16 protein-coding genes are annotated in these 24696 nt (G+C 42.4%); 9 read left to right on the top strand and 7 right to left on the bottom strand.

What is annotated here, in order from left to right; translation table 11 throughout:
• The first annotated feature begins 42 nt into the window (after nt 1–42).
• The 7 genes from rplK to G563_RS0104340 all read left to right on the top strand — a co-directional run bounded on the left by rplK (nt 43) and on the right by G563_RS0104340 (nt 13289).
• A complete protein-coding gene (gene rplK, locus G563_RS0104370) occupies nt 43–486 on the top strand; it encodes a 50S ribosomal protein L11 (protein ID WP_028664234.1) in 444 nt (147 codons plus the stop codon).
• 31 nt (nt 487–517) lie between these two features.
• Entirely contained in the window at nt 518–1216 is a 699-nt protein-coding gene (rplA, locus tag G563_RS0104365; RefSeq protein ID WP_028664233.1) for a 50S ribosomal protein L1, read from the top strand.
• A gap of 2 nt (nt 1217–1218) precedes the next feature.
• Nucleotides 1219–1752: a 50S ribosomal protein L10 gene (gene rplJ / locus G563_RS0104360; RefSeq protein WP_028664232.1), complete on the top strand. Its 534-nt coding sequence runs from the start codon at nt 1219–1221 to the stop codon at nt 1750–1752.
• Between the two features lie 114 nt (nt 1753–1866).
• The gene (gene rplL / locus G563_RS0104355) at nt 1867–2247 is read left to right on the top strand and encodes a 50S ribosomal protein L7/L12 (protein WP_028664231.1); all 381 of its coding nucleotides are present in this window, start codon (nt 1867–1869) and stop codon (nt 2245–2247) included.
• 301 nt (nt 2248–2548) lie between these two features.
• A complete protein-coding gene (gene rpoB, locus G563_RS0104350) occupies nt 2549–6406 on the top strand; it encodes a DNA-directed RNA polymerase subunit beta (RefSeq protein WP_028664230.1) in 3858 nt (1285 codons plus the stop codon).
• Between the two features lie 101 nt (nt 6407–6507).
• Entirely contained in the window at nt 6508–10839 is a 4332-nt protein-coding gene (rpoC, locus tag G563_RS0104345) for a DNA-directed RNA polymerase subunit beta' (protein WP_028664229.1), read from the top strand.
• Between the two features lie 134 nt (nt 10840–10973).
• Nucleotides 10974–13289 (top strand): glycoside hydrolase family 20 protein, encoded by a 2316-nt coding sequence (locus G563_RS0104340; RefSeq protein ID WP_028664228.1) that lies wholly within the window; start codon nt 10974–10976, stop codon nt 13287–13289.
• A gap of 76 nt (nt 13290–13365) precedes the next feature.
• On the opposite strand, the gene rlmN is transcribed toward G563_RS0104340, so the two are convergent.
• The 5 genes from rlmN to G563_RS0104315 form a co-directional block, all read right to left on the bottom strand.
• Nucleotides 13366–14433 carry a dual-specificity RNA methyltransferase RlmN gene (rlmN, locus tag G563_RS0104335; RefSeq protein ID WP_028664227.1) on the bottom strand — a complete coding sequence of 356 codons (1068 nt, stop codon included), beginning with the start codon at nt 14431–14433 and terminating at the stop codon, nt 13366–13368.
• Between the two features lie 68 nt (nt 14434–14501).
• Nucleotides 14502–15515, bottom strand: a complete 1014-nt coding sequence (locus G563_RS0104330; protein WP_028664226.1) for a quinone oxidoreductase family protein — start codon at nt 15513–15515, stop codon at nt 14502–14504.
• 107 nt (nt 15516–15622) lie between these two features.
• Entirely contained in the window at nt 15623–16666 is a 1044-nt protein-coding gene (locus G563_RS33700; protein WP_169579712.1) for a PorP/SprF family type IX secretion system membrane protein, read from the bottom strand.
• Nucleotides 16667–16738: 72 nt separating this feature from the next.
• Nucleotides 16739–18214 (bottom strand): 1-hydroxycarotenoid 3,4-desaturase CrtD, encoded by a 1476-nt coding sequence (crtD, locus tag G563_RS0104320; protein WP_028664225.1) that lies wholly within the window; start codon nt 18212–18214, stop codon nt 16739–16741.
• A gap of 266 nt (nt 18215–18480) precedes the next feature.
• On the bottom strand, nt 18481–19320 hold the full coding sequence (locus G563_RS0104315; protein WP_028664224.1) for an MOSC domain-containing protein: 840 nt from the start codon (nt 19318–19320) through the stop codon (nt 18481–18483).
• A gap of 35 nt (nt 19321–19355) precedes the next feature.
• On the opposite strand from G563_RS0104315, the gene G563_RS0104310 reads away from it, so the two are divergent.
• Complete coding sequence (locus G563_RS0104310) at nt 19356–20054, top strand: YjjG family noncanonical pyrimidine nucleotidase (RefSeq protein WP_028664223.1); 699 nt, start codon at nt 19356–19358, stop codon at nt 20052–20054.
• Here the strand turns inward: G563_RS0104310 and G563_RS33695 are convergent.
• Nucleotides 20043–21125 (bottom strand): patatin-like phospholipase family protein, encoded by a 1083-nt coding sequence (locus tag G563_RS33695; protein WP_051210756.1) that lies wholly within the window; start codon nt 21123–21125, stop codon nt 20043–20045. The two genes, G563_RS0104310 and G563_RS33695, sit on opposite strands and share 12 nt — an antisense overlap.
• A 50-nt stretch (nt 21126–21175) precedes the next feature.
• Here G563_RS33695 and G563_RS0104300 point away from each other — a divergent pair, with 50 nt between their 5' ends.
• On the top strand, nt 21176–23506 hold the full coding sequence (locus G563_RS0104300) for an FG-GAP-like repeat-containing protein (RefSeq protein WP_028664222.1): 2331 nt from the start codon (nt 21176–21178) through the stop codon (nt 23504–23506).
• Here G563_RS0104300 and G563_RS0104295 read toward each other — a convergent pair.
• A complete protein-coding gene (locus G563_RS0104295) occupies nt 23426–24682 on the bottom strand; it encodes a hypothetical protein (protein ID WP_028664221.1) in 1257 nt (418 codons plus the stop codon). The genes G563_RS0104300 and G563_RS0104295 overlap by 81 nt on opposite strands.
• Nucleotides 24683–24696: the final 14 nt, after the last annotated feature.

Raw genomic sequence — 24696 nt, 5'->3', positions numbered from 1 at the left:
GTACGTCAGAACCGGTAACGCCAACTTAAACGTTTTAAAACGATGGCGAAAGAAGTAGCAGGTTACGTCAAACTGCAAGTGAAAGGTGGCCAAGCCAATCCTTCTCCCCCAATCGGACCAGCTCTTGGTTCGAAAGGTCTGAACATCATGGAGTTCTGCAAACAATTCAATGGTCGTACGCAGGACAAAATGGGGATGGTGTTGCCAGTTGTAATTACCTATTACAAAGACAAATCATTTGAATTTGTCATCAAAACTCCACCAGCCCCTATTATGCTTTTGGAGGCCGCAAAAGTAAAGCTCGGCTCGGCAGAGCCTAACCGTAAGAAAGTAGGGTCGGTTAATTGGGATCAAGTGAAAACTATCGCTGAAACCAAAATGCCAGACTTAAACTGCTTTACCTTGGAAGCTGCCATGAAGATGATTGCTGGTACGGCGCGTAGTATGGGTATTACAGTTACAGGTAAAGCCCCTTGGGAAAACTAATCACGAAGCGGACGTAAAGACATTTTGAACAATGGCAAAATTGACTAAAAAAAGAAAAGAGGCTTTAGCGAAATACGATGCGAAACAAGAGTATTCGTTCGAAAAAGCAGCAGAAATTCTAAAGAGCATCTCTTATACTAAGTTTGACGCTTCGGTAGATATTGATGTTCGTTTGGGTGTGGACCCCCGCAAAGCAGACCAAATGGTGCGTGGCGTGGTGGCCTTACCACACGGTACAGGACGTGAAGTACGGGTATTGGTACTTTGCTCACCTGATAAAGAGGCAGAAGCTAAAGAAGCAGGTGCTGATTATGTAGGACTAGATGAGTACGTACAGAAAATAGAGCAAGGATGGACTGATGTAGACGTAATCATTACTATGCCTACCGTAATGGCAAAAATTGGTAAGTTGGGTAAAATCCTCGGTCCCCGTGGTTTGATGCCTAACCCCAAATCTGGAACTGTGACTTTGGAAGTTGGCAAAGCTGTAAAAGAGGTAAAAGCTGGTAAAATCGATTTCAAAGTCGACAAGTTTGGTATTATCCATGCTAGTATCGGCCGTGTATCTTTTGGCTCTGACAAAATTGCCCAAAATGCCCAAGAACTCATAGCTACCTTGATGAAGCTTAAACCTTCTTCGGCTAAAGGTACTTACGTAAAAAGTGTACACCTCTCAAGTACAATGAGCCCAGGTGTTGTTATTGATAAAAGCACGATTGCAGGAATATAATTATGACACGCGAAGAAAAAGCCGTTATCATAGAGGAACTCAGCGACAAGTTCAAAGCGGTTCCTTACTTCTACATTGTAGATGCAGCAGGCATGACTGTAGAAGAAACAAACAACCTACGCCGCAAGTGTTTTAACCAAGGTGTAGAATATCGCGTTGTTAAAAACACGCTGATTGCAAAGGCACTCGAAACTTTAGATACCGATTATGAATCTTTCAACGATAGCGTATTGAAAGGCTTCTCTGGTATTATGTTTCACCCAGAGTCAGGCAAAGTAGCTGCTAAATTGATCAAAGAATTTCGTAAAGAATCAGGCAATGACAAATTGAAGCTTAAAGGTGCTTCGGTTGAATACAGTCTCTTCATTGGCGAAAATCAATTGGATACGCTTTTGACCCTGAAGTCAAGACAAGAATTAATTGGGGAAATCGTTGGCTTGTTGCAATCTCCTGCCAAAAATGTCGTATCGGCATTGCAAAGCGGAGGTGGCAAATTGGCTGGTATCCTCAAAACCCTTTCAGAACGCGAAGGGTAATTTAATTACACAATTTGAAAATTTGACAGACACTTTATTACATCTTTCAAATCTTCGAATTACCAAATTTTCAAAATCAAAAAAACTCGTAACAAATTTTAACATTACAATAAAATGGCAGATTTGAAAGCATTCGCAGAACAGCTTGTTAATCTTACAGTAAAAGAAGTAAATGAACTTGCTGCAATTTTGAAAGATGAGTATGGTATTGAGCCTGCAGCTGCAGCTCCTGTAATGGTAGCTTCAGCAGGTGGTGGCGATGCCGCTCCAGTTGTAGAAGAAAAAACCGCTTTTGATGTAATCTTGAAATCAGGTGGTGCTGCTAAATTGCAAGTTGTTAAACTTGTAAAAGACTTGACAGGCCTTGGCTTGAAAGAAGCTAAAGAATTGGTAGACGGCGCTCCGAAACCTTTGAAAGAGGGTGTTGCTAAAGATGAAGCAGAAGCTTTGAAAAAGCAATTGGAAGAAGCTGGTGCTGAAGTAGAAATTAAGTAATCTACTTACGGTAAGTATCGCTTTATTCTTCTGGAATAGGCCTGATATAGCATCAGGTCTATTCCTATTTTAGTGTTAGGAGATACAATAGCTGCTTCAGTATAGCTACTCCTTCATTACTCACTTCCATAAAAGAGTTTAGTCTGAAACACTTCGCTACTCGTAGGAGCGATGCAGAGGGATAAAAACTCAGTAAAACTACGAGGCAAGCTAAGTTTTTTGTAAACTAATTATTGAATTTTAGCGTTATATCTTATTAGACTAACGCTTGGTCCAAATCCCCCCAAAAACTTATAAAGCCTTGGTAACCAAACAAACTCCACGTAAAAATTTTGCCCGGATTAAGCCAGTAATTGATTATCCGGACTTCCTAGATGTACAAGTTCGTTCATATCGAGAATTCGTTGACCTTGATACGGCAGCCGAAGATCGTCACAAAGAAGGACTTTACAAAGTATTCCAGGAAAACTTTCCAATCTCAGACTCTCGCGAAAACTTCGTCCTCGAATTTGTGGACTACGCACTTGATCCCCCAAAATATTCTGTGGATGAGTGTATCGCGCGTGGACTTACGTATTCGGTGCCTTTGAAGGCTAAATTGCGCCTAAAATGTAATGACGCCGATAACGAAGACTTCGAAACTATCGAACAAGAGGTTTTCTTGGGAGCGATTCCTTACATGACCGAAAAAGGGTCTTTTGTTATCAATGGCGCAGAAAGGGTAATTGTCTCACAATTGCACCGCTCGCCAGGGGTGTTTTTCTCCATGAGTAAGCACACCAACGGAACCAAACTCTATTCGGCACGTATCATCCCATTCAAAGGTTCTTGGATTGAATTCTCTACGGACGTCAACAATGTGATGTATGCTTACATCGACCGTAAGAAAAAATTTCCCGTAACCACCTTATTAAGAGCAATCGGTTTTGGCTCAGATAAAGAGATTCTCGACCTATTTGAGCTATCAGAAGAAATCCCTGCTACACAAGCTAGCTTAAAGAAAGCCGTAGGACGCCGCCTAGCTGCGCGCGTTTTGCGTACTTGGACTGAGGATTTCGTAGATGAAGATACCGGTGAGGTAGTTTCTATCAGCCGTAATGAAGTATTACTAGAACGTGATTCTATCGTTTCTGCTGATGATTTGGATGTGATTTTAGATTCGGGGCAAAAATCAATCATTTTGCACCGTGAAGATATGAACGTAGCGGATTATAATATTATCTATAATACGTTACAAAAAGATAGCTCAAACTCTGAAAAAGAAGCGGTTGAGCAAATTTACCGTCAATTACGTAACGCCGAAGCACCCGATGAGCAAACCGCTCGTGAAGTGATTCAAAGTTTATTCTTCTCAGATAAACGTTATGACCTAGGAGATGTAGGGCGTTATCGTGTTAATAAAAAATTACAATTAGAGATTTCAATGGATACCAAAGTCTTGACAACCCAAGACATTGTGTCGATTGTAAAATATTTGATTGGTCTTATCAATGCCAAGGCGGTAGTCGATGATATCGATCACTTGTCAAACCGCCGTGTACGTACCGTGGGTGAGCAATTGTGGGCGCAATTTGGTGTAGGTTTGGCGCGTATGTCTCGTACGATCAAAGAGCGTATGAACGTGCGTGACAACGAAGACTTCAAACCTATCGATTTGATTAATGCCCGTACATTGTCGTCGGTGATTAATTCTTTCTTTGGTACCAATCAGCTTTCGCAGTTTATGGACCAAACCAACCCCCTTGCCGAAATTACGCACAAACGTCGTATGTCGGCACTAGGGCCTGGAGGTTTGAGCCGCGAAAGAGCTGGTTTTGAGGTACGTGACGTTCACTATACGCACTACGGGCGTCTCTGTACTATCGAAACACCAGAAGGACCCAACATCGGTCTAATTTCGTCTTTGTGTGTATATGCCAAGACCAACAGTATGGGCTTCATCGAAACGCCCTATCGTGTGATTGACAACGGTAAGCTAACCGATGAACTTGTATACCTTACTGCTGAAGAAGAAGACTCACGTTATATTGCTCAGGCCAATGCCTCGGTAGATGATAATGGTAATTTCTTAGTAGAAAAAATCAAGACGCGCTTTGAAGGTGATTTCCCAATGGTGGATCCTTCGCAAGCCTCTTTAATGGATATTGCGGCCAATCAGATTGTATCTGTAGCGGCCTCTATGATTCCATTCTTAGAGCACGATGATGCTAACCGTGCTTTGATGGGTTCAAACATGCAACGTCAAGCCGTACCTCTTCTGCGTCCTCAGGCTCCTATTGTGGGAACTGGCTTAGAAGGAAGAGTGGCGCGTGATTCACGTGCTTTGGTAGTGGCTGAAGGAAACGGTGTGATTGAATTTGTAGATGCTACCAAAATTGTGGTTCGTTATGAACGTACTTATGAGCAACGTTTGGTAAGTTTTGATAGTGATATCGTTACCTACAACCTCGTTAAATTCCGTCGTACCAACCAAGATACCTGTATCAACTTGAAGCCGATGGTATTGAAAGGCCAAAAGGTGAGCAAAGGTGATATACTAAGCGAAGGATATGCAACAGAAGGAGGTGAATTGGCGCTTGGCCGTAACCTGCTCGTGGCATTCATGCCTTGGCAAGGTTATAACTTTGAGGATGCGATCGTAATCTCAGAAAGAGTAGTTCGGGATGATATTTTTACCTCTATTCACATTGAAGAATTTGATTTGGAGGTGCGTGATACCAAACGTGGTGAGGAAGAATTGACGGCAGAAATTCCTAATGTAAGCGAGGAAGCCGTGAAAAACCTCGACGAAAACGGTATTGTAAGAATCGGAACAGAAGTAAAAGAAGGAGATATCTTGATTGGTAAAATCACCCCTAAAGGTGAGTCTGATCCTACTCCTGAAGAAAAACTTTTGAGAGCTATCTTTGGTGATAAAGCCGGTGATGTAAAAGATGCCTCCCGTAAAGCACCACCATCAATGAAAGGGGTAGTAGTAGATACCAAACTTTTCTCTCGTCCGGGTCGTGATGAACGTGTGAAACAGAAAGATGAGCTGAAAGTTTTGATGAAAAATTACAGCCGTGACTTGAGTAAAATCCGTGAAGTAATCATTGATAAAATGGTGGAACTTCTCGACGGAAAAACTTCTGCGGGTGTAAAACATAAGTTTGGCGAAGACATCATGAGCAAAGGCGTGAAGTTTAGCCGTGTGAACATCATCAATAATATATTCCCTGACAAAAACCCATACCGCGACGAAGGTGGATATGTGGTGCCTGAAGAAGTAAACTTGTTGGGTGACTTGATTATTGAAGGCTGGACAGACGACTCAACGACCAATAAGTTGCTTTTTGAGATGGTCAAAAACTATCAAAAACGTCGCAACGAAATCACGGGTCGCTTCAAACGTGAGCGCTTTACTTTAGAAGTAGGAGACGAGCTTCCTGCGGGTATCGTAAAACTTGCCAAAGTATACATCGCTAAAAAGCGTAAGCTTAAAGTGGGTGATAAAATGGCCGGTCGCCACGGTAACAAAGGGGTAGTTGCCAAAATTGTTCGTGATGAGGATATGCCTTTCTTGGCTGATGGAACACCAATGGACATCGTTTTGAACCCACTTGGGGTACCTTCAAGGATGAACATCGGTCAGATTTATGAGACCATTTTAGCATGGGCCGGGCGCAAATTGGGCCGTAAGTATGCGACTCCAATTTTTGACGGTGCTACCGAAGATCAAGTAGTATCTGAGCTAAACGAAGCGGGTATTCCTTCGTTTGGTCGTACCCCTCTTTATGACGGACAATCTGGAGACAAGTTTGATCAAAATGTAACGGTGGGTATCATGTACATGCTGAAACTAGGGCACTTAGTGGATGATAAAATGCACGCCCGCTCGATTGGACCATACTCACTTATTACTCAGCAACCTTTGGGTGGTAAAGCCCAATTTGGAGGTCAGCGTTTTGGAGAAATGGAAGTGTGGGCACTCGAAGCATTTGGTGCATCTCACATTCTTCAAGAGATTTTGACCGTGAAATCGGATGATGTAATCGGACGTGCAAAAGCATACGAAGCTATTGTGAAAGGCGAAAATCTTCCAAAACCAAACATCCCCGAATCATTCAATGTATTGATTCATGAGTTGCGTGGTTTGGCACTCGAAATCACAATGGATTAACACCATTTATTTGTTTGGATACACAGTGCAGCGTACGGTGTATTCAAACAAATAAATATTAAAACTCAAAAAAGAAACTTTCACAAAAATCATATCCGAAAATGTCATTCAAGAAAAACAAGAAAATCAATAGTGACTTTTCACGGATTACCATCAGCTTGGCTTCACCAGAGTCCATTTTGGAAAGCTCATATGGTGAGGTAACCCAGCCTGAAACGATTAACTATCGTACTTACAAACCCGAAATGGGCGGGCTTTTTTGCGAGCGCATCTTTGGGCCAGTAAAAGACTGGGAATGCCACTGTGGTAAATACAAACGTATTCGTTATAAAGGGATTATTTGCGACCGTTGCGGTGTAGAAGTAACGGAGAAAAAAGTTCGCCGCGAACGAATGGGGCACATTGAGCTTGTCGTACCAGTAGCTCACATTTGGTATTTTCGTAGCTTGCCCAACAAAATTGGGTACTTGCTAGGTCTTTCTACCAAAAAATTGGACCAAATCATTTATTATGAGCGCTACGTAGTAGTGCAGCCAGGTATTAAAGCCGAAGATGGAGTCAATAAAATGGACTTCTTGACGGAAGATGAATACTTGGATATTGTTGATAAATTACCAAGAGAAAACCAATTGTTGCCCGACACGGATCCTAGCAAATTCATCGCCAAAATGGGTGCTGAAGGACTAGAATTGTTGTTGGCGCGTACTCAATTGGACGAACTGTCATACGAACTTCGCCACGCCGCAGCTACTGATACTTCTCAGCAACGTAAGGCAGAAGCTCTAAAACGCCTTAAAGTAGTAGAAGCTCTTCGTGATGCAAATACTCGTATCGAAAACCGTCCAGAATGGATGGTGATTCGGATGGTGCCTGTCATTCCACCAGAGTTGCGCCCATTGGTGCCTTTGGATGGTGGCCGTTTTGCAACTTCCGACTTGAATGATTTATATCGTCGTGTAATCATCCGTAACAACCGCTTGAAGCGTTTGATCGAAATCAAAGCGCCTGAGGTGATTTTGCGTAACGAAAAACGCATGCTTCAAGAGGCAGTAGATTCTCTTTTTGATAATAGCCGTAAGGTAAACGCCGTGCGTTCGGAAGGGAACCGTGCTTTGAAATCACTTTCAGATATGTTGAAAGGAAAGCAAGGACGTTTCCGCCAAAACTTGCTCGGTAAGCGTGTTGACTATTCAGGTCGTTCGGTAATTGTGGTAGGTCCAGAACTCAAACTGCATGAGTGCGGTCTTCCAAAAGACATGGCGGCTGAGTTATTCAAACCGTTTATTATTCGTAAACTCATCGAGAGGGGAATTGTTAAGACCGTAAAATCTGCGAAAAAAATCGTAGACCGTAAAGACCCTGTGGTGTGGGATATCTTGGAAAACGTGTTGAAAGGGCACCCCGTGTTGCTCAACCGTGCTCCAACACTTCACCGCTTAGGTATTCAGGCCTTCCAACCTAAATTGATTGAAGGTAAAGCGATTCAGTTGCACCCACTTGTTTGTACTGCCTTCAACGCTGACTTTGACGGTGACCAAATGGCGGTTCACGTACCACTAGGGCAAGAGGCGGTGTTGGAAGCATCTATGTTGATGCTTTCTTCACACAACATCCTCAACCCTGCCAACGGTGCGCCTATTACCGTACCTTCTCAAGACATGGTGTTGGGGCTTTACTATGTGACCAAAGGTCGCAAGTCTACCCCTGAAATTCCTATCATTGGTGAAGGACGTATTTTCTATGGTGCTGATGAAGTAATCATTGCCATCAACGAAGGTAAACTTTCAAAGCATGCTCATATCAAATGCCGTGTAACTGTTCGTAACGAAGACGGTACTTTGGAGAAAAAAATAATCGATACCGTAGCAGGTCGTATTCTGTTTAATCAGTGTGTACCTGAGTCGGTAGGATATATCAATGAGTTGTTGACAAAGAAAAAACTTCAACAAATCATTGGACATGTCTTCAAAATCGCTGGAAATGCTCGTTGTGCTCAGTTCTTGGATGATATTAAGCATTTAGGATTCCAAACAGCCTTCAAAGGTGGATTGTCAATCGGATTGGGTGATATCAAAATCCCGGATGAGAAATGGCGGCTGATTGATTCGGCCAAAACGGAAGTACAAGGTGTGATGGACAACTTTATGATGGGTCTTATCACCGAAAACGAACGTTATAACCAAATCATCGACGTTTGGACTCGTACTAACACCAAACTCGCCAATACATTGTTGGCTCAGCTAGAGTCAGACCAGCAAGGCTTCAACTCAGTATATATGATGATGCACTCTGGAGCACGTGGTTCGCGCGAGCAGGTTCGTCAGTTGGGTGGAATGAGGGGCTTGATGGCAAAACCTCAGAAAAACCTTGCGGGTGGTGTCGGAGAAATCATCGAAAACCCAATTTTGTCAAACTTTAAAGAAGGTCTTGACGTATTGGAGTACTTCATCTCTACACACGGTGCTCGTAAAGGTCTCGCTGATACGGCCTTGAAAACAGCTGATGCGGGTTATTTGACTCGTCGTTTGCATGATGTAGCTCAAGACGTTGTTGTTAATGAAGAAGATTGCGGAACCTTAAGAGGAATCGAAATTTCGGCTTTGAAAGACAACGAAGATATTGTAGAGCCATTGTCGGAGCGTATTTTGGGCCGTGTGACGGTTCACGATATTTTAGATCCGCTTTCTGGCGAACTTATCATTGCTTCTGGTAGCGAAATCACCGAAGAAATCGCTGCACGTATTGATGAAACTAGTATCGAAACGGTGGAAATTCGTTCGGTATTGACTTGCGAAACTCGCAATGGTGTTTGCTCGAAATGTTATGGCCGTAACTTGGCAACGGGTCGTCTGGCAGAAAACGGCGAAGCCGTTGGGGTAATTGCCTCGCAGTCAATTGGAGAGCCGGGTACTCAGCTTACCCTTCGTACTTTCCACGTCGGTGGGGTGGCACAAAATATTGCCCAAGAAGCTTCTATCAAGACCAAGTTTGACGGGAAGGTAGAATTTGAAGATATGCGTACCGTAGAGTCAACCGACAACGAAGGTAACCCTGTAACAATCGTCATGGGTCGTTCGGGTGAAATTCGTATCGTGAGTGAAGTAAACGGACAAGTTCTTATCGCTAACAACGTACCTTATGGAGCTAGCTTGCTAGTGAAAGAAGGCGAAAAAGTAACCAAAGGCCAAGAACTTTGTAACTGGGATCCTTATAACGCCGTCATCTTGTCGGAGTTTAATGGTAGCATTGAGTATGAGTCAATCGAAGAAGGTATCACTTTCCGTGAAGAAATAGACGAACAGTCTGGTTTCCAAGAAATGGTGATTATCGAGACCCGTGACCGTACCAAAAACCCTGGTATCTTGGTAAAAGGTAAGAGCCCACTTTTGACGGATGTAGAAGAAAAAATCTACAACTTGCCAGTAGGTGCTCGCCTAGTTATTAAGGATGGTGCGACTATCAAAGCGGGACAAGCTTTGGCCAAAATTCCGCGTACTTTAGGTAAAACTCGTGATATCACGGGTGGTTTGCCTCGTGTAACGGAATTGTTTGAAGCTCGTAACCCTTCTAACCCTGCGGTGGTATCAGAAATCGACGGAGTGGTTATCTACGGTGTTGTGAAACGCGGTAACCGTGAAATCAACATCGAATCGAAAGACGGTACTCGCAAAAAATACTTGGTGCCATTGTCAAAACACATTTTGGTGCAAGATGGTGACTACGTAAAAGCAGGTGAGCCACTTTCAGACGGTGCGATCACCCCAAGTGATATTCTTTCTATCAAAGGACCAACCGCCGTACAAGAGTATCTTGTAAACGAAATCCAAGAGGTATACCGCCTACAAGGGGTAAAAATCAACGATAAGCATATTGAGTGTATCGTACGCCAAATGATGCAAAAAGTTGAAATTATGGATCCAGGTGATACCAATTTCTTGGAAATGCAGGCCGTTGACAAATGGACTTTCCGCGAAGAAAACGACCGCGTACTCGATATGAAAGTGGTAGAAGACGCGGGTGATTCTGAAACACTCAAGCCTGGTATGTTGATTTCGGCGCGTCGTTTGCGTGACGAAAACTCTACCCTCAAGCGTCGTGATCAACGCCTTGTGGTAGCACGTGATGCCAAACCAGCCGTTGCTCAACCTACTTTGATGGGTATCACTCAAGCTTCTTTAGGTACAGAGAGCTTTATCTCGGCCGCATCGTTCCAAGAAACAACCAAAGTATTGAGCGAAGCAGCCGTACGTGGAAAACGAGATACCCTCGATGGCCTGAAAGAAAACGTAATTGTAGGTCACTTGATTCCGGCAGGTACAGGTGCTCGTCGTTATCAGAAGCTTATTATAGGTTCAAAAGAAGAACTCGAAACTGTAAGCGAATCTCGCGAACGTGGCAATTCTCGTCGGAGCAAACGTGAACTTACAAACTAGTAGGTTTCCAAATGAGTATCATACCAAACGCCCTGGCATTTGTCAGGGCGTTTTTGTTAAGGTAGAGTCTATACTTTTTTTTGAATACTACCGTTTTTTACTTTCTTTGTTTACAAACTTTTTATCCTTCAAGTATGAAAAAAAACATCCTTTCGCTTTCCTTCGTCTTTCTCACGTTTTTTTTATCCTACATACATGCCCAAGAAAATAACTATAATCTTCTACCTTTTCCGGCTCAGTTTAATGGCGGCGAGGGGCAATTTGTAGTAAATGCCAAAACCAAAATAGTCGTATCGGCCAAAGATGCTTTGCTCAAATCTGTAGCTTTAAGTTTTTCTAATACGCTCAAAACGGCTTCAAGTTTGCCGTTGACCATAGCACCGACCGCTCCAGCGACTGCCAAAAATGTTGTTTTTGTAAGACTAAATAAGGCCCTAGGATTAGGCAATGAAGGCTATAAGTTATTGGTAAGCCAAGACCGCATTATTTTAGAGGCTGCTACACCACAGGGGGCTTTTTATGGCATTCAGACCCTTTTACAATTACTTCCAGTAGAGGTTTTTAGTCCTACTCCCGTTGCCAATGTCGCTTGGACAGTTCCGGTATGTCAGATTCAGGATAGACCTCGCTTCAGTCACAGAGGGTTGATGCTAGATGTAGGGCGCCATTTTATGCCGGTTTCCTTTATCAAAAAGTATATTGATTTGTTGGCACTTCACAAAATGAACGTGTTTCATTGGCATCTTACTGAAGATCAAGGATGGCGTATTGAAATCAAAAAATACCCTAAGCTCACTCAAATTGGCTCCAAAAGAAAGGAAAGTTTAGTAGGGCACTATTCAGAAAACTATCCGCAAAAGTTTGACGGGAAAGAGCACGGCGGGTTTTATACACAGGCCGAAATCAAAGATATTGTAAAGTATGCTCAGGCCAAATACGTAACGATCATCCCCGAAATCGAAATGCCCGGCCATTCTTCGGCTGCTTTGGCGGCGTATCCAGAGCTGGGGTGTGAACCCTCAAAAGGCTATGAAGTAGCTACGAAGTGGGGCGTAATGAAAGATGTCTATTGCCCCAATGAGAAAACTTTTACTTTTTTACAGGATGTTTTGACGGAAGTTTTTGCGCTGTTCCCAAGCAAATACATCCATATTGGGGGAGACGAATGTCCTAAAGATGCTTGGAAGCAAAGTGAATTTTGTCAGGGTTTAATCAAAAAATTAAAACTAAAAGACGAACACGAGCTTCAGAGTTATTTTATTAAGCGTATCGAAAAGTTTGTGAATTCCAAAGGACGAGCCATTATTGGGTGGGACGAAATTTTGGAAGGGGGAGTAGCCCCCAACGCAACTGTGATGAGTTGGCGAGGTACCAAAGGAGGAATTGAGGCAGCGAAACAAAAACACAATGTCATTATGACTCCCAATACGTATTGCTATCTGGATTATTATCAAGCCAATCCCGCCAATGAACCTCTAGCTATAGGAGGGTATTTGCCCTTAGAAAAAGTATATGAATACAACCCTACGGCGGAGCTTTCGGCTGACGAACAAAAATACATTTTGGGGATTCAAGGAAATGTATGGACAGAATATATGCCTACGCCAGCCCAAGTAGAATACATGACTTTCCCAAGGGCGTCTGCCATTGCCGAGATAGCTTGGGGACCCTCTGGCCCCAAAAACTTTGAGGATTTTTCGACTCGTTTGAAGACTCATTTGAAACGTATGGATTATCAAAAAGTCAATTATTCGAAAAGAATATTGGATATACGGGCTGTTACTCAATTCAATAATCAAGGGCAATTGCAAGTACGTTTAGAGAAGCTTGACTCTGACAGTAAGATATACTATACTACTGATGGAAAAGCCCCCACTACGAGTTCTACTGAGTATTTAATGCCCATTACACTTGATAAAATCACGACTATCAAAGCAATTACGACCGCAGGGGCTAAATTTGAAGAGAAGTTTTTTATTCATCGTGCCAAAGGCAAGTCCTATACCTATGCCAATCCTCCCGCTGAGGGAGTGGATACGGATAAGAAAAAACTTACCGACGGGCAGGTGGCTCAAAGTCCTCGAAACAATAGCGAATGGGTGCGTATCAACGGTAAAGATTTTGAAATCACATTAGATTTAGGCGAGGTTCGGCCTGTCACAAAGGTCTCTACAAATTTTCTGAAGATTATAATGAACAACGTCTTCCCTCCTAACTCGGTCGAAATTGGACTGTCGAGAGATGGAGAAAATTTTAAAGAAGCGATTGTACAACCTGTTCAATATCAATTAGAAGGCTCGTGGGACATTTTGCCTGTGGTGGCAGACTTCAAGACTGCAAGGGCGAGATATGTGCGTATACGCGCTAAAAACGCTGGCCCCGCTCCTGAAGGGCATCCTTCCGCTGGGCGCCCTACTACGATAGCTATGGACGAAGTGGTAGTAGATTAAGCTCAGCTTATACAGAAAGCAAAAAGGGTGGTTTAGAATTAGCTAAACCACCCTTTTTGATAACATAATTGGATTTTTATGCTACCCCTTCTTTTTCGCGGTTGGCAAGCTGTCCGCAAGCGGCATCTATGTCTTTGCCTCTGCTTCTACGCACATTGACCACCACACCTTTGTTTTCTAAAAATTTGGCAAATTGGTCAAGTTTGTCAGCTTCGGTATTCTTAAAAGCTGCTTCAGCGATAGGGTTATATTCAATGATATTTACTTTGGAAGGTACTTTTTTAGTAAACTCCCACAACTCTTTGGCATCTTGGAGCGTATCATTGAAATTGTGAAATACGATGTATTCAAACGTAATCCGATTTTTTGTTTTACGGTAAAAATACTGCAAAGCTTCGGCCAGATTTTTCAGTGAGTTAGACTCATTGATGGGCATAATCTGATTTCTTTTCGTATCGTTGGCCGCATGCAGTGAAAGCGCGAGGTTGAACTTTACCCCGTCATCCCCTAATTTTTTTATCATTTTGGCGATGCCCGCTGTTGAAACAGTGATTCGTTTAGGAGCCATTCCTAGTCCCTCGGGAGAGGTGATTTTATCAATGGATTCAAGTACGTTGGCGTAGTTCAGCAGCGGCTCTCCCATTCCCATATACACAATATTGGTGAGAGGGGTACCGAAGTTTTCTTTTGCTTGGCGGTCTATAGCTACCACTTGGTCGTACATTTCAGAGGCATCAAGGTTGCGTTTACGCTCCATATATCCAGTAGCACAAAACTTACAGGTAAGCGAGCATCCCACTTGACTAGAGACACAAGCTGTCATACGATCATCGGCTGGAATCAATACCCCTTCAATGAGGTGCTGGTCATAAAGTTTGAATGCCGATTTTATAGTGCCGTCGTTGCTTTTTTGTGACTTGGCATTCGTAATAGCTCGGATTTCAAAATGGTGATTCAGTAATTCTCTCGTTTTGAGCGAAAGATTACTCATATCTTCAAAAGAGGTGGCAGATTTTTTCCACAACCATTCAAAAATTTGTTTGGCACGAAAAGATTGTTCTCCATGTTGACCAAGCCATTCTTTGAGTTGAGCAATGGAGAGTTTGCGTATATCCTGTTTAGGGACTAAGATTGTTTCTGTCATTGTAAATTGAAATTTAGAGTGCCTGTCTCTAAATTATTTGTATTGCAAAGGTACTGATTTACAGGCCATCACCCAAGTTTCAACACAATCTTCCCAAACTGTGTTCCCTGATCCATTTTTCTTAACGCCGCTTCTGTCTCTTCCAGAGAAAAAGTTTGGTCTATGATAGGGTGAATTTGGTGCATTTCTACAAACTTCATCATGGATTCAAACTCGGCCTCGGTACCCATGGTAGAGCCATAAATATTGAGTTGTTTAAAAAATACTTTGCTTGGTATGATGTCTGTTATATTGCCTGTAGTACCTCCAAAAAAACAAATACGACCACCGGGTCTAGCTACGTCAATAAGCTTGGCAAAACCAGGACCACCGGCACTATCGACAATGACATCAAAATACCCACTGCGGTCGCCGCCTGTGGCAGTTATCAAATTTTTGGCCCAATTGGGGTCTTTATAATTGATGCCTCCTTTGGCGCCTAACTCAATTGCTTTGTTGATTTTTTCATCAGAACTTGACGTAACCCACACTTCGGCACCCGCTGCTATCGCAAATTGCAAGGTAAATAAAGCCACGCCTCCCCCTATACCAGTTACGAGTACTTTTTCGTTTGCTTTGAGAGCCGCTCTTGACATAAGTGCGCGCCAAGCGGTTAGCCCTCCAAGGGGAAGTGCTGCTGCTGCTTCAAAACTTAAGTGTGTAGGCTTAATATGCAGATATTTGGCTTCTATTTTGACATACTCGGCAAAAGTGCCATTATCAGGCATTCCTAAGATTTTGAAAGATTTACTGTAAAAACGGTCATCATCTCCCCAATTATGAGAGGGATTGATGATGACGTCTTGGCCAAGCCATGTATCTGCGACGTCCTCTCCTATTTCGACCACTGTACCAGCGCCATCGGACCCAATGATTACGGGGAGTTTCATACCAGGATATTTGCCTTGTTGGACAAACACATCGCGGTGATTGAGCGCCGCCGCTTTTATTTTGACAATTACTTCCCCTTGCCCAGGTGTGGGGTTTTCAACTTCTTGGATAGTTACAGCCTGATTGATTTCATGAATAAGTGCAGCCTTCATAATGATTTGAAAATTAAGAGTTTGGTGACGCCACTGCTGCTACAACACTTTTTGGAGTTCCTTAGTTGGTGAGAGATTGGTTTTATTATAAAAAAACAAAACGTTTTTTACCAAAAACTTCTCGGAGAAGCATAGTGATTTCGATTGCCGAAAGTGACACCTAAGGTTAGTTCGTGAGAGCCACGAGTACTTGAAGAAAGAGGCGAAATGCCATATTCGTAAGTGTAAGTAAATGTGAACTTTTGGGCCAGACGCGCTCCTACCCACCCCAAAAAAGCCTCTCGTTGGCGATAAGAAGTTCCCAACCAAAATTGATTTAGATAGCTAAACTTCAAATTTAAGTCCCAAGAAAGTGGCCCGTCGGTTGATTTTTTGAACAAAACAGAAGGTGTAAAATCCCAATCCTCAAAAAGGCTAAGACGGTATCCCGCAGTGATAAAATAGTGCGGTACTAGTTGACCTTGCCAATCGTAGTTGCTACGTTGAAATTTTAATTTTGTCCCCAAAATCTGTTGTACTGAAAAGCCTGCAAAAAAATCGGAAGAATAAGCCCAGATACCGATATGTAAATCAGGTCGTAAGGTGCTAATTTTACCCACGGCTACCAAAGGGTCTTGGGTATTAGCCAGTTTGATATAATCAAAATCAAGCGTATGCTGAGTGATTCCAGCGGCCAGGCCTCCGCTAATTTGCCAATCGTCGTTGAGTGGATAGTGATACGCCGCGCTTGCACTGAAAGAAAACCTCGACCAAGGGCCTGTCTGGTCCCGAATAAGAGATAGCCCTGCTCCTGCGTGGGCATCAGGCAAGGTGACGACAGGAGTACGACCAAAGCTAAAACGAGGAGAAGCGGGCTCAATTTCAAAATCAGGATTTCCGATAGGCAAATGAGCCGTCATGTAAAAAGTACGAGGTGCGTCAGCAAGGCCAGCCCATTGTTGTCGATATCCCAAGCGAGCATCAGCGTAGCTTTCAATGCCAGCAAGGGCAGGATTAATCAAAAAATTGTTTTGAACATACTGAGCATATTGAGGTAATTGCTGAGCGAAGGCAGAAAGGCTGCCCCCAAAATATAATAAAGTACTTACTCTAAAGTAAAACCAGAGAGTTTGGGGCAATAAAATGCTAGGGATGTCGCGAAAGTTTTTCAAAAAAGAATAAAAATATACCAAATTGTTTGTATCAAAAATCGCGCCTAAGTGTTTTGTTGGCAGTTTGGTATACTATTGTTTTGCATTTTCAATTAGGTCTGTTGCGATTTTAGCTGATAATATAGCTAATGGAATCCCACCTCCAGGGTGAACACTTCCTCCCACAAAGTAAAGGTTTTTGAACTGTCGAGAAAAATTAGCGTGCCTTAAAAAAGCCGCAAATCGATTGTTAGAACTGTTGCCGTAAAGGGCACCTTGTGAGCTAGATGTTTTGGCTTCAATGCTGCGGGGATCTAAGATTTCTTCACACTCTATGAGTTTAGATATATCTTTTTGAAGGATAGCCCCTAATTTCTTCTGGATATTTTGACGCGTTTGCTTGATTAAGTCATCCCAATTTTGCCCTTCGTTGTTGGGAGCATTCACCATCACAAACCAGTTTTCTTTTCCTGCGGGAGCATCGTCGGGTTTGTGTTTGGACGTGATATTGATGTAAACTGTTGGGTCAGAATAAATCGTTTTTTGTTGAAATAAATGTTGAAACTCAGTTGGGTAGTCATTCGAAAAGAAAATATTATGTAATCCTAATTCTGAAAAAGAATGACTAATACCCCAATAAAAAATCAGAGCAGAACTAGATTTAGGTTGACGGAGTATTCTTTCGGGCTGCTGAGCCTCGGGAAGGAGTTTGCGAAAAGTATTGACTACATCCATATTACTTACCACTATATCAAAAAACTCGGCAGTCCCCCCTTCAAAAACAAGTGATTTTGCTTGGTTATCTTCTGTGTTTATTCTAGTTACTTTTGTTCCAAAATGAAACTTAACTCCCAATTCCTCCGCAAGGTCGATTAAGCTATTAGTAATATCCACCATCCCTTTTTTTGGAAAAAAAGCCCCAATGTTATATTCCAAATGTGGAATGATATTCATAGTGGCGGGGGTTTGGTAAGGGTCGGAGCCATTATAGGTAGCGTATCTGTTAAACAATTGCACCACCTGAGGACTTTGAAAGCGCTTTTCATTGGCACTATTCATCGTAGTAAAAGCATCTAATCGGTGTAAATTGAGATACCCTTTGAGCGCGTCTTTATTAAAATAAGTGCTGATTTTATGAAGTGAACGATGTAAAAACAACTTCTCTGTAATCTCATATTTTAGGGCACTGTCTTGGAGATGACTCAATACGCGCTGTGCCGGTTCGCCTAATTGGGATTCAATCTCTTCGGCAAAAGCTTGCGGATTGGCATGGGCTGTTAGCCGCTTACCATTATCCCAAAAGTAACGGCAAGTTTCGACTAGCCGTGAGTATTGGAAATAATTCTCTGGATTTTTTCCTGAAAGAGAAAACAATTCATCCACTAAGTGGGGCATGGTAAACAAAGATGGTCCAGCGTCGAATCGAAACCCTTTTAACTCAAAGCTTGATAATTTGCCCCCTGGATACGAATTTGCTTCAAAAACATGCACTTCATAGCCTTTATTGGCTAGTCTTATACTTGAAGCAATGCCAGCAATGCCAGCCCCGATAACTGCCGCTTTTTTCATTCTGTGGCACGGACGACCCGTCCGTGAAAACGTTAAAATAAATTGATTTAGGCTCGTCCGTGAAACATTAAAACATCTCAAATTCTCCTCACGACCCGTCCGTGAAAACGTTAAAATAAATTGATTTAGGCTCGTCCGTGAAACTTTAAAACAACTCAAGTTCTCTTCACGACCCGTCCGTGAAAATTCTAAAACACCCCAAGTTGCGTCCACGACCCGTCCACAACAAAGTTTAACAAAACAAATCCCTACAACATTAAACCATTTTAAACAGACATTGTTTGGCGTTGTTGCCTGCTTGATACGATTATCTCATCACCCACTCTAATAACCCCTGTTTGAGGGGTAATTACATTTTGACCAAAGAAAATCTTATGGTTATGCTTTCGATAGGTAGATAAAGTACGAAGCGGTTCTTTGCCCGCGATTTCTCCTTTTTCGGGATCTACTGTAGTAAGAACGCACCTTGCACAAGGCTTTACCCCATAAAAAGAAAGTGCTCCTATCGAAAACTCATACCACTGGTCTTCATCATAAGGGAGTCCACCTTCAAATACCAAATTAGGTCTGAACCTTAACATAGAAATGGGCTGTGGCAACCGAACATTTAAGTCATCCAAAGAAGATTGTCCAACCAGCAAAAAAGGATACCCATCCGCAAAACTTACATTGATATCCAGAGGAGAATAACGTCGGTCAGCCAGTCGGGGAGAAGTATCTGGCAAATAAACCAAACGAACCCCAAACCCGAGCGCTTGACTTAGCCACTCATTGGCGCTATCGCTCACTATTACAGCCTCCATTTGGTCATCCCAAACGATGACATTTACTATGTCTAAGGTTTGGGGTATAAACGGTACAACCAACTCACCCAAATCACGAGTGCGATGCCGTAAAAATAAACTTTCTGAACCTAAAGATACATCAATCAGAGCCATGTGAGGATGTTGGCGTTGGGTCACAAAAAGGTTGTTATCATCAATAATCAACCACCGGCGATCATGGCGAAGACCACGTTCTTCTACTACTGCCTCCGAGAGGCGAATCCCTGATAGCGACTTAACAGGATAGATGAAGATTTCGGAAAGTATAAGAGGAGACGTCATTCTAGTTCGTAGATTTGCACAAAACTCGTTATTCGATGCCAAACTACAAACACTTATTTTTTGATCTTGACCATACACTTTGGGATTTTGAACGCAATTCGGCTGAGTCCTTGACGGAGATTTATCATAATTTCGAGCTTGTTAATCATGGCGTGGTTTCGTTGGGGGATTTTGTCAAAACTTTCATCGAAATCAATACAAGTTTATGGGCTGATTTTGACCAAGGACGTATTGCGCATGGGTACATCAGAGAGCATCGATTTAGGCTTGTTTTTGAAGCACTCAAAATACCGCAGCTGGCTTTTGGAAAAGATATGGGAGAAGAGTATTTACGATTGTTACCCCAAAAATCTCACCTGTTGGATGGGGCGGTAGCTTTGTTGGATTATTGTGCCGAAAAAAATTATCAATTGCACATCGTCACCAATGGCTTTGATTCTATTCAGGCATCCAAAATGGAGAGTGCAGGGATTCAGCATTATTTTCAGCATGTCATAACCAACGAAAAGGCGGGAGCTAAAAAACCAGATGCTCAGATTTTTATGTTTGCGTTAACTGCCGCTCAGGCTCGTCAAGAAGAGAGTTTAATGATCGGCGACAATTGGGAAGCGGATATAATGGGTGCTATGCGATTTGGAATGGATGCAGCTTATTATAATCCTAAAAAACTAGCTTTTAAAACAAAGCCTACTTACGACATTCAGCATTTAGAAGAGCTAAAATCAGTGTTGTAAAGAAGAAATAGGTTGGCAAAAATCTCCCACACATTGTTTTCCGCTATCTATTAGCGTCTTTTTTTCGATTTCTGATAGTTTTCTAACCTTAGCTCCCACATTTTTGAAATCAATGGAGATGGTACGCTGAAGGTCTTCAGGACGAAAATTGTATCGATTAGCAGCTTCAGAAACTAAATTGTAAAAAGCTCCCATATAGGTCTTAAAACTACGAATGGGATAAGGAGCAAGCCCAAAATTTTGAGCATCGGCTTTGATTTGTTCCGCGCTTTCTAGGCGCAAACCTATGGTTTCGGCATTAAAAACGGGTGATTCGGGACTAATATAGGGGTTGGGAGAACTTAAAAAACGATTTTGATCAAAAAGACCAATCGGATAGTTCATCAACAGACCTCCATCTACCAGTACGTCAGCTGCGATATGACGAGGTGGACGTTCATAAAATTTACCAGTGCTATCCATAAAAACCGCACAATAATACAACGGAATCGACATGGACGCTCTTACGGCATCTGCAATTGCCAAATCGGGGAAATGTTCGTGAGACAACACCATCGCTTTTTGTTGCGTAAGATTAGTCACAGTTACATATAAATCTTTAAAACAGCTATCCTGATGGGTAAGCTCATGAAGTTGCCCAAAAGTCAGACTAGCATTTCCTGTTTTGCGTTCGATTTTTTCGCCAATCCACTTTTTGAAAGCATCTCCTCGGTACCATCCAAATCGTTCGATGAGGCGTTGGGCTCCGCCCACAAAAATGTATTGACCATCGTTGAAGGATTGTATTTTCATAGTGGCTACCAAATCCGTAAGCTCGGCTGCTGAGTAGCCTACCGCTAGTAAAGATGCCTGAATCGCCCCCGCTGAAGTTCCCCCCAATCGCCTGATGTCTTTGAGGAGCCCTCGTTGTTCGAGTTCTTGAATGGCACCACAGTAGGCAATCCCTCTGATACCTCCCCCTTCCAAGACAAGATTATGGTATTTTTTTTGAGAAAAAACGGAAAAAGAATAGGTAAAAAGACCGTAAAGGAGACAATATTTGCTGAGATACAAAAACACTTTTTGAATCATAAAAACGTTTTTGGTTTAAAACGGTTTATTCTAAAAAAAATTGACAAAACATGATGCAGATTATACTAACAAAAATAGGTGACTTAAAAAAACTTCTTTTTGTAGGGATAGTTCATTGCTGCATTATGGGCCTAAGAGTAGAGGTGGTTGCTCAATCTTTTTCTTTTCGTTGGGATGCCTCCGTCAAAGTAAAAGTAGGCGGTAAAGAGCTAATAAACCCGTGGGCAGGAGGCCAAAATAGCGCCCAATTTTCAAAAATGCACCTTGATAATGATGGGATAGAAGATTTGGTGATATTTGATAGAAGCAACCATCACGTCGCTACTTTTCTGGCCATAAAACAAGGGGATAAGGTTCAATGGAGATATACGCCCCAATACGAAGCCAAATTTCCGAGTATGCTTCATTGGATGCTTTTGTTAGATTATGACCAAGACGGTCGCAAAGATTTATTTACAAGTACCACGGCGGGTATCAGGGTTTTTAAAAACATAGCTACTTCTAATGGTTTTGATTGGCAATTAATCGCCGACCCACTACTTACCCAAGGGTTTTCGGGAAATATCAATTTGTATGTTCCGTCCACGGATTTGCCAGCAATCGTTGATATAGACGATGATGGTGATATTGATATTCTCACTTTTGATTTTACGGGTGCATCCGTTGAACTTCACCAAAATCTCAGTAAAGAGCAGAAAAGTACACAGCTCTTTGTGTTTCGAAAAGTCACGACCAATTGGGGCCGTTTCGCCGCTACTTCCAATTGTAACGAATATATTTTTAATCTCGAACCCGCAGATGCTCCCCTACAAGAAATAACGCAGACGAATGTATTTTCGCTAAGTGAAATCTTAGCCCCTACCTCAAATGCTAAACTAAACCATGCTGGTAATACCTTATGGGTGGGTGATGTAGATGGCGACGGTCGCAAAGATTTTTTACATGGGCATATTGCATGTGATAATGTAGCCAAACTTAAAAATGTAGGAGGAAACGGAATGGCGGCACTTTTTGGAAGTGTCGAAGCAAATTTTCCGGCTCAAAAGCCAATCAATTTCCCGCTTTTTCCGTCGGCTTATGTGGAAGATTTAGACGGTGATGGTGTCCGAGATTTGGTAGTTTCTCCAAGTAGTACCGATTTGGCAAGTAATGTGCTCATAAATTTGCGTGAATCAAATTGGTTTTACCGTAATGAAGTCACTAACCTTCAGCCTCGTTTTACATATCAGCAGTCTGATTTTTTGCAATCCGAAATGATTGATTTGGGCGAAAATGCCGCTCCTTTATTAGCAGATGTGGATGGCGATGGCGATTTGGATTTGTTGGTGGGTTATGGAGGAACACGTATGCCGAATGGCTATCGAGGAGGTATTTATTTTTATAGAAATGTGGGAAGTATTGCCCAAGCGACATTTGAGTTTGTGACGGACGATTATCTGAATTTAAGTAGTCGTTTGGCCACAAGCGAAAATGTGTTTTTAGTCAATACCAAACCTTTTATAGCAGACCTCAACGGAGATGGTACGCTGGATTTGGGTTTTTGGGCCAATACTTTCAAAGGTATGGATATTAGGTTTTTACCAAACAATGCCCCGCGCGGAAGAGCAATGCAGCTGGATACTACGCGTTTGAGCAAATTACCAAATCCAAACAATTTTGCCAACGGAGAAAACCTTCTTTACTACGACATTGATCAAGACGGCAAATTGGATGTTTTGATAGCCAAAAATACTGGAAATGTAGAATATCATAGAAATACCGGCACAACCTTAGCTCCGCAATATCAACGCCAAACCGAAGCTTTTGGGGGCTTAGATGTGGATTTTGATAAACGTTCTCAAGGCATGGTAGTGGCAGACCTGAATGGCGACCGCAAGCCTGAGCTTATCATGGGAGATTTGTTGGGACAGTTAAGGGTTTATAAAAATTTTACTGAACCAAACGTAACTTTGAAAAGCGATAGCAACCTCATCTTTAATGTTTTCACAAACCAAACTGAGTTTCTAAAAATAGGAGTAGGTTTGTTTCCAGCGGCGGGTGATTTGGACGGTGACGGACTTCCTGAGTTACTGATTGGGAGTAATACGGGTGGAATTAAATTTTTGAAAAATACTTCCACCAAAGTGGTAATTCCGGGAGAGCCGTTGACATTTATTGCTTATCCAAATCCCACCTCTCTTTTTTTGTACGCACAAATCCCTACGGATGGGCAAATTGATTTATACTCCCTAACAGGCCAATTAGTGGCACACCAATCGGCCTTAAAAGCAGGAGTCGAAGCGGCTTTTGATGTAACCAAACTAGCGATGGGAGTCTATATCGTTCGATTTGTGTCTAGGGAAGGAGAAGTTGCGACTCAGAAGATAGTGATAAGCCGCTAATACCACTATCGCATACGCTCCATACCCCCAACTTCTACTCAACTCCCAGCATTCGACACACCAGTCAGCCATTTGGGTGGGAAAGCGCCCCAAATCAGGCTCCAAGGTGTAGAGTCGCATCAAAGGCAAGGAGGCCAGACAAATGTATCCCCCTACCCATAAAGGCTGATGATTGAGCCTGATTAAAAAATAGGTCAGCATAAAGGGCATGCCATTAAACAAAATGCGTGTGGTATCTCCACCACCTACGATGCTCAAAACCATCCAAAGCCAAAATTCAAGCCGTAGAAATAATAAAAATGGAGTGCCATTGATTTGTGTGTTGAAAGGAGTAATAAGGGCTAGCCACAATCCACCAAAAGCAAACAACCAACTAATAGGAAGTTTGAGGAATAACTCCGGCGACTGAAAATAGCGATTAATACCCCGCAATATACTGATTGAGGGGGAGTTTCGCCAGTCGGGGTGAGCGGGCGGAAAAACCATACTAACCCAATAATAAACACCTATAGATACTCCCAAAGCAATCAAGGTAAATAGAAGTGTAGAGGGGTCGTTGAGTCTTTTTTTATTAAGAAAAAAAACAACCGCACTTATACCTAAAGCGGCAATAAATGACTCTTTTTGCAACGTACCCACAATCGCTACCAACATAAGTCCAGCTGCGATGACCCAACGGGAATAGTGATGAACGGGTTTTGGCGAAGTAGATAGCCATACAATTCCCAGAAGAGAAGTGAGCCATAAAAAACCTCCGATGTCAACATTGATTGGGTCGGGAAGGTACATTCTGATTATACCTTTCCAATGAAATAATATCCAAAAAATACCTACTGCTCTCCAAAAAGGTCGGATGTGGAGGCGTTGCCAAATGGTACTTAATAGTCCTACCGTTAGCAATACGAAGAAGCCATTGAGCCAAATAAAATTGGCGGAAGGCTCCGCAAATGGCAGAAAAGAAGCTAACCAAGGTGCTAAAATACGGGTATTGAAAGGAAAAGAAACTTGATAATTGGGGAGGGAGTGTTTGAAAAAATAGTAAATCTTAGTGTATTGGTGTGCGTCAAAACGAGGGTCTAGCAAAGCATAGGTATAAATAGGCTGGATATAAGCATATATTATATAAACAGCTGCTGTCAAAATGAAGATTGCCCACCAGTGCTTTGTTGCTTCCATTTTATAGGAGGCTT

This window comes from Runella zeae DSM 19591, from assembly GCF_000423565.1.
GTDB lineage: Bacteria > Bacteroidota > Bacteroidia > Cytophagales > Spirosomataceae > Runella > Runella zeae.
This window is presented reverse-complemented; position numbering and strand designations above follow the sequence as displayed.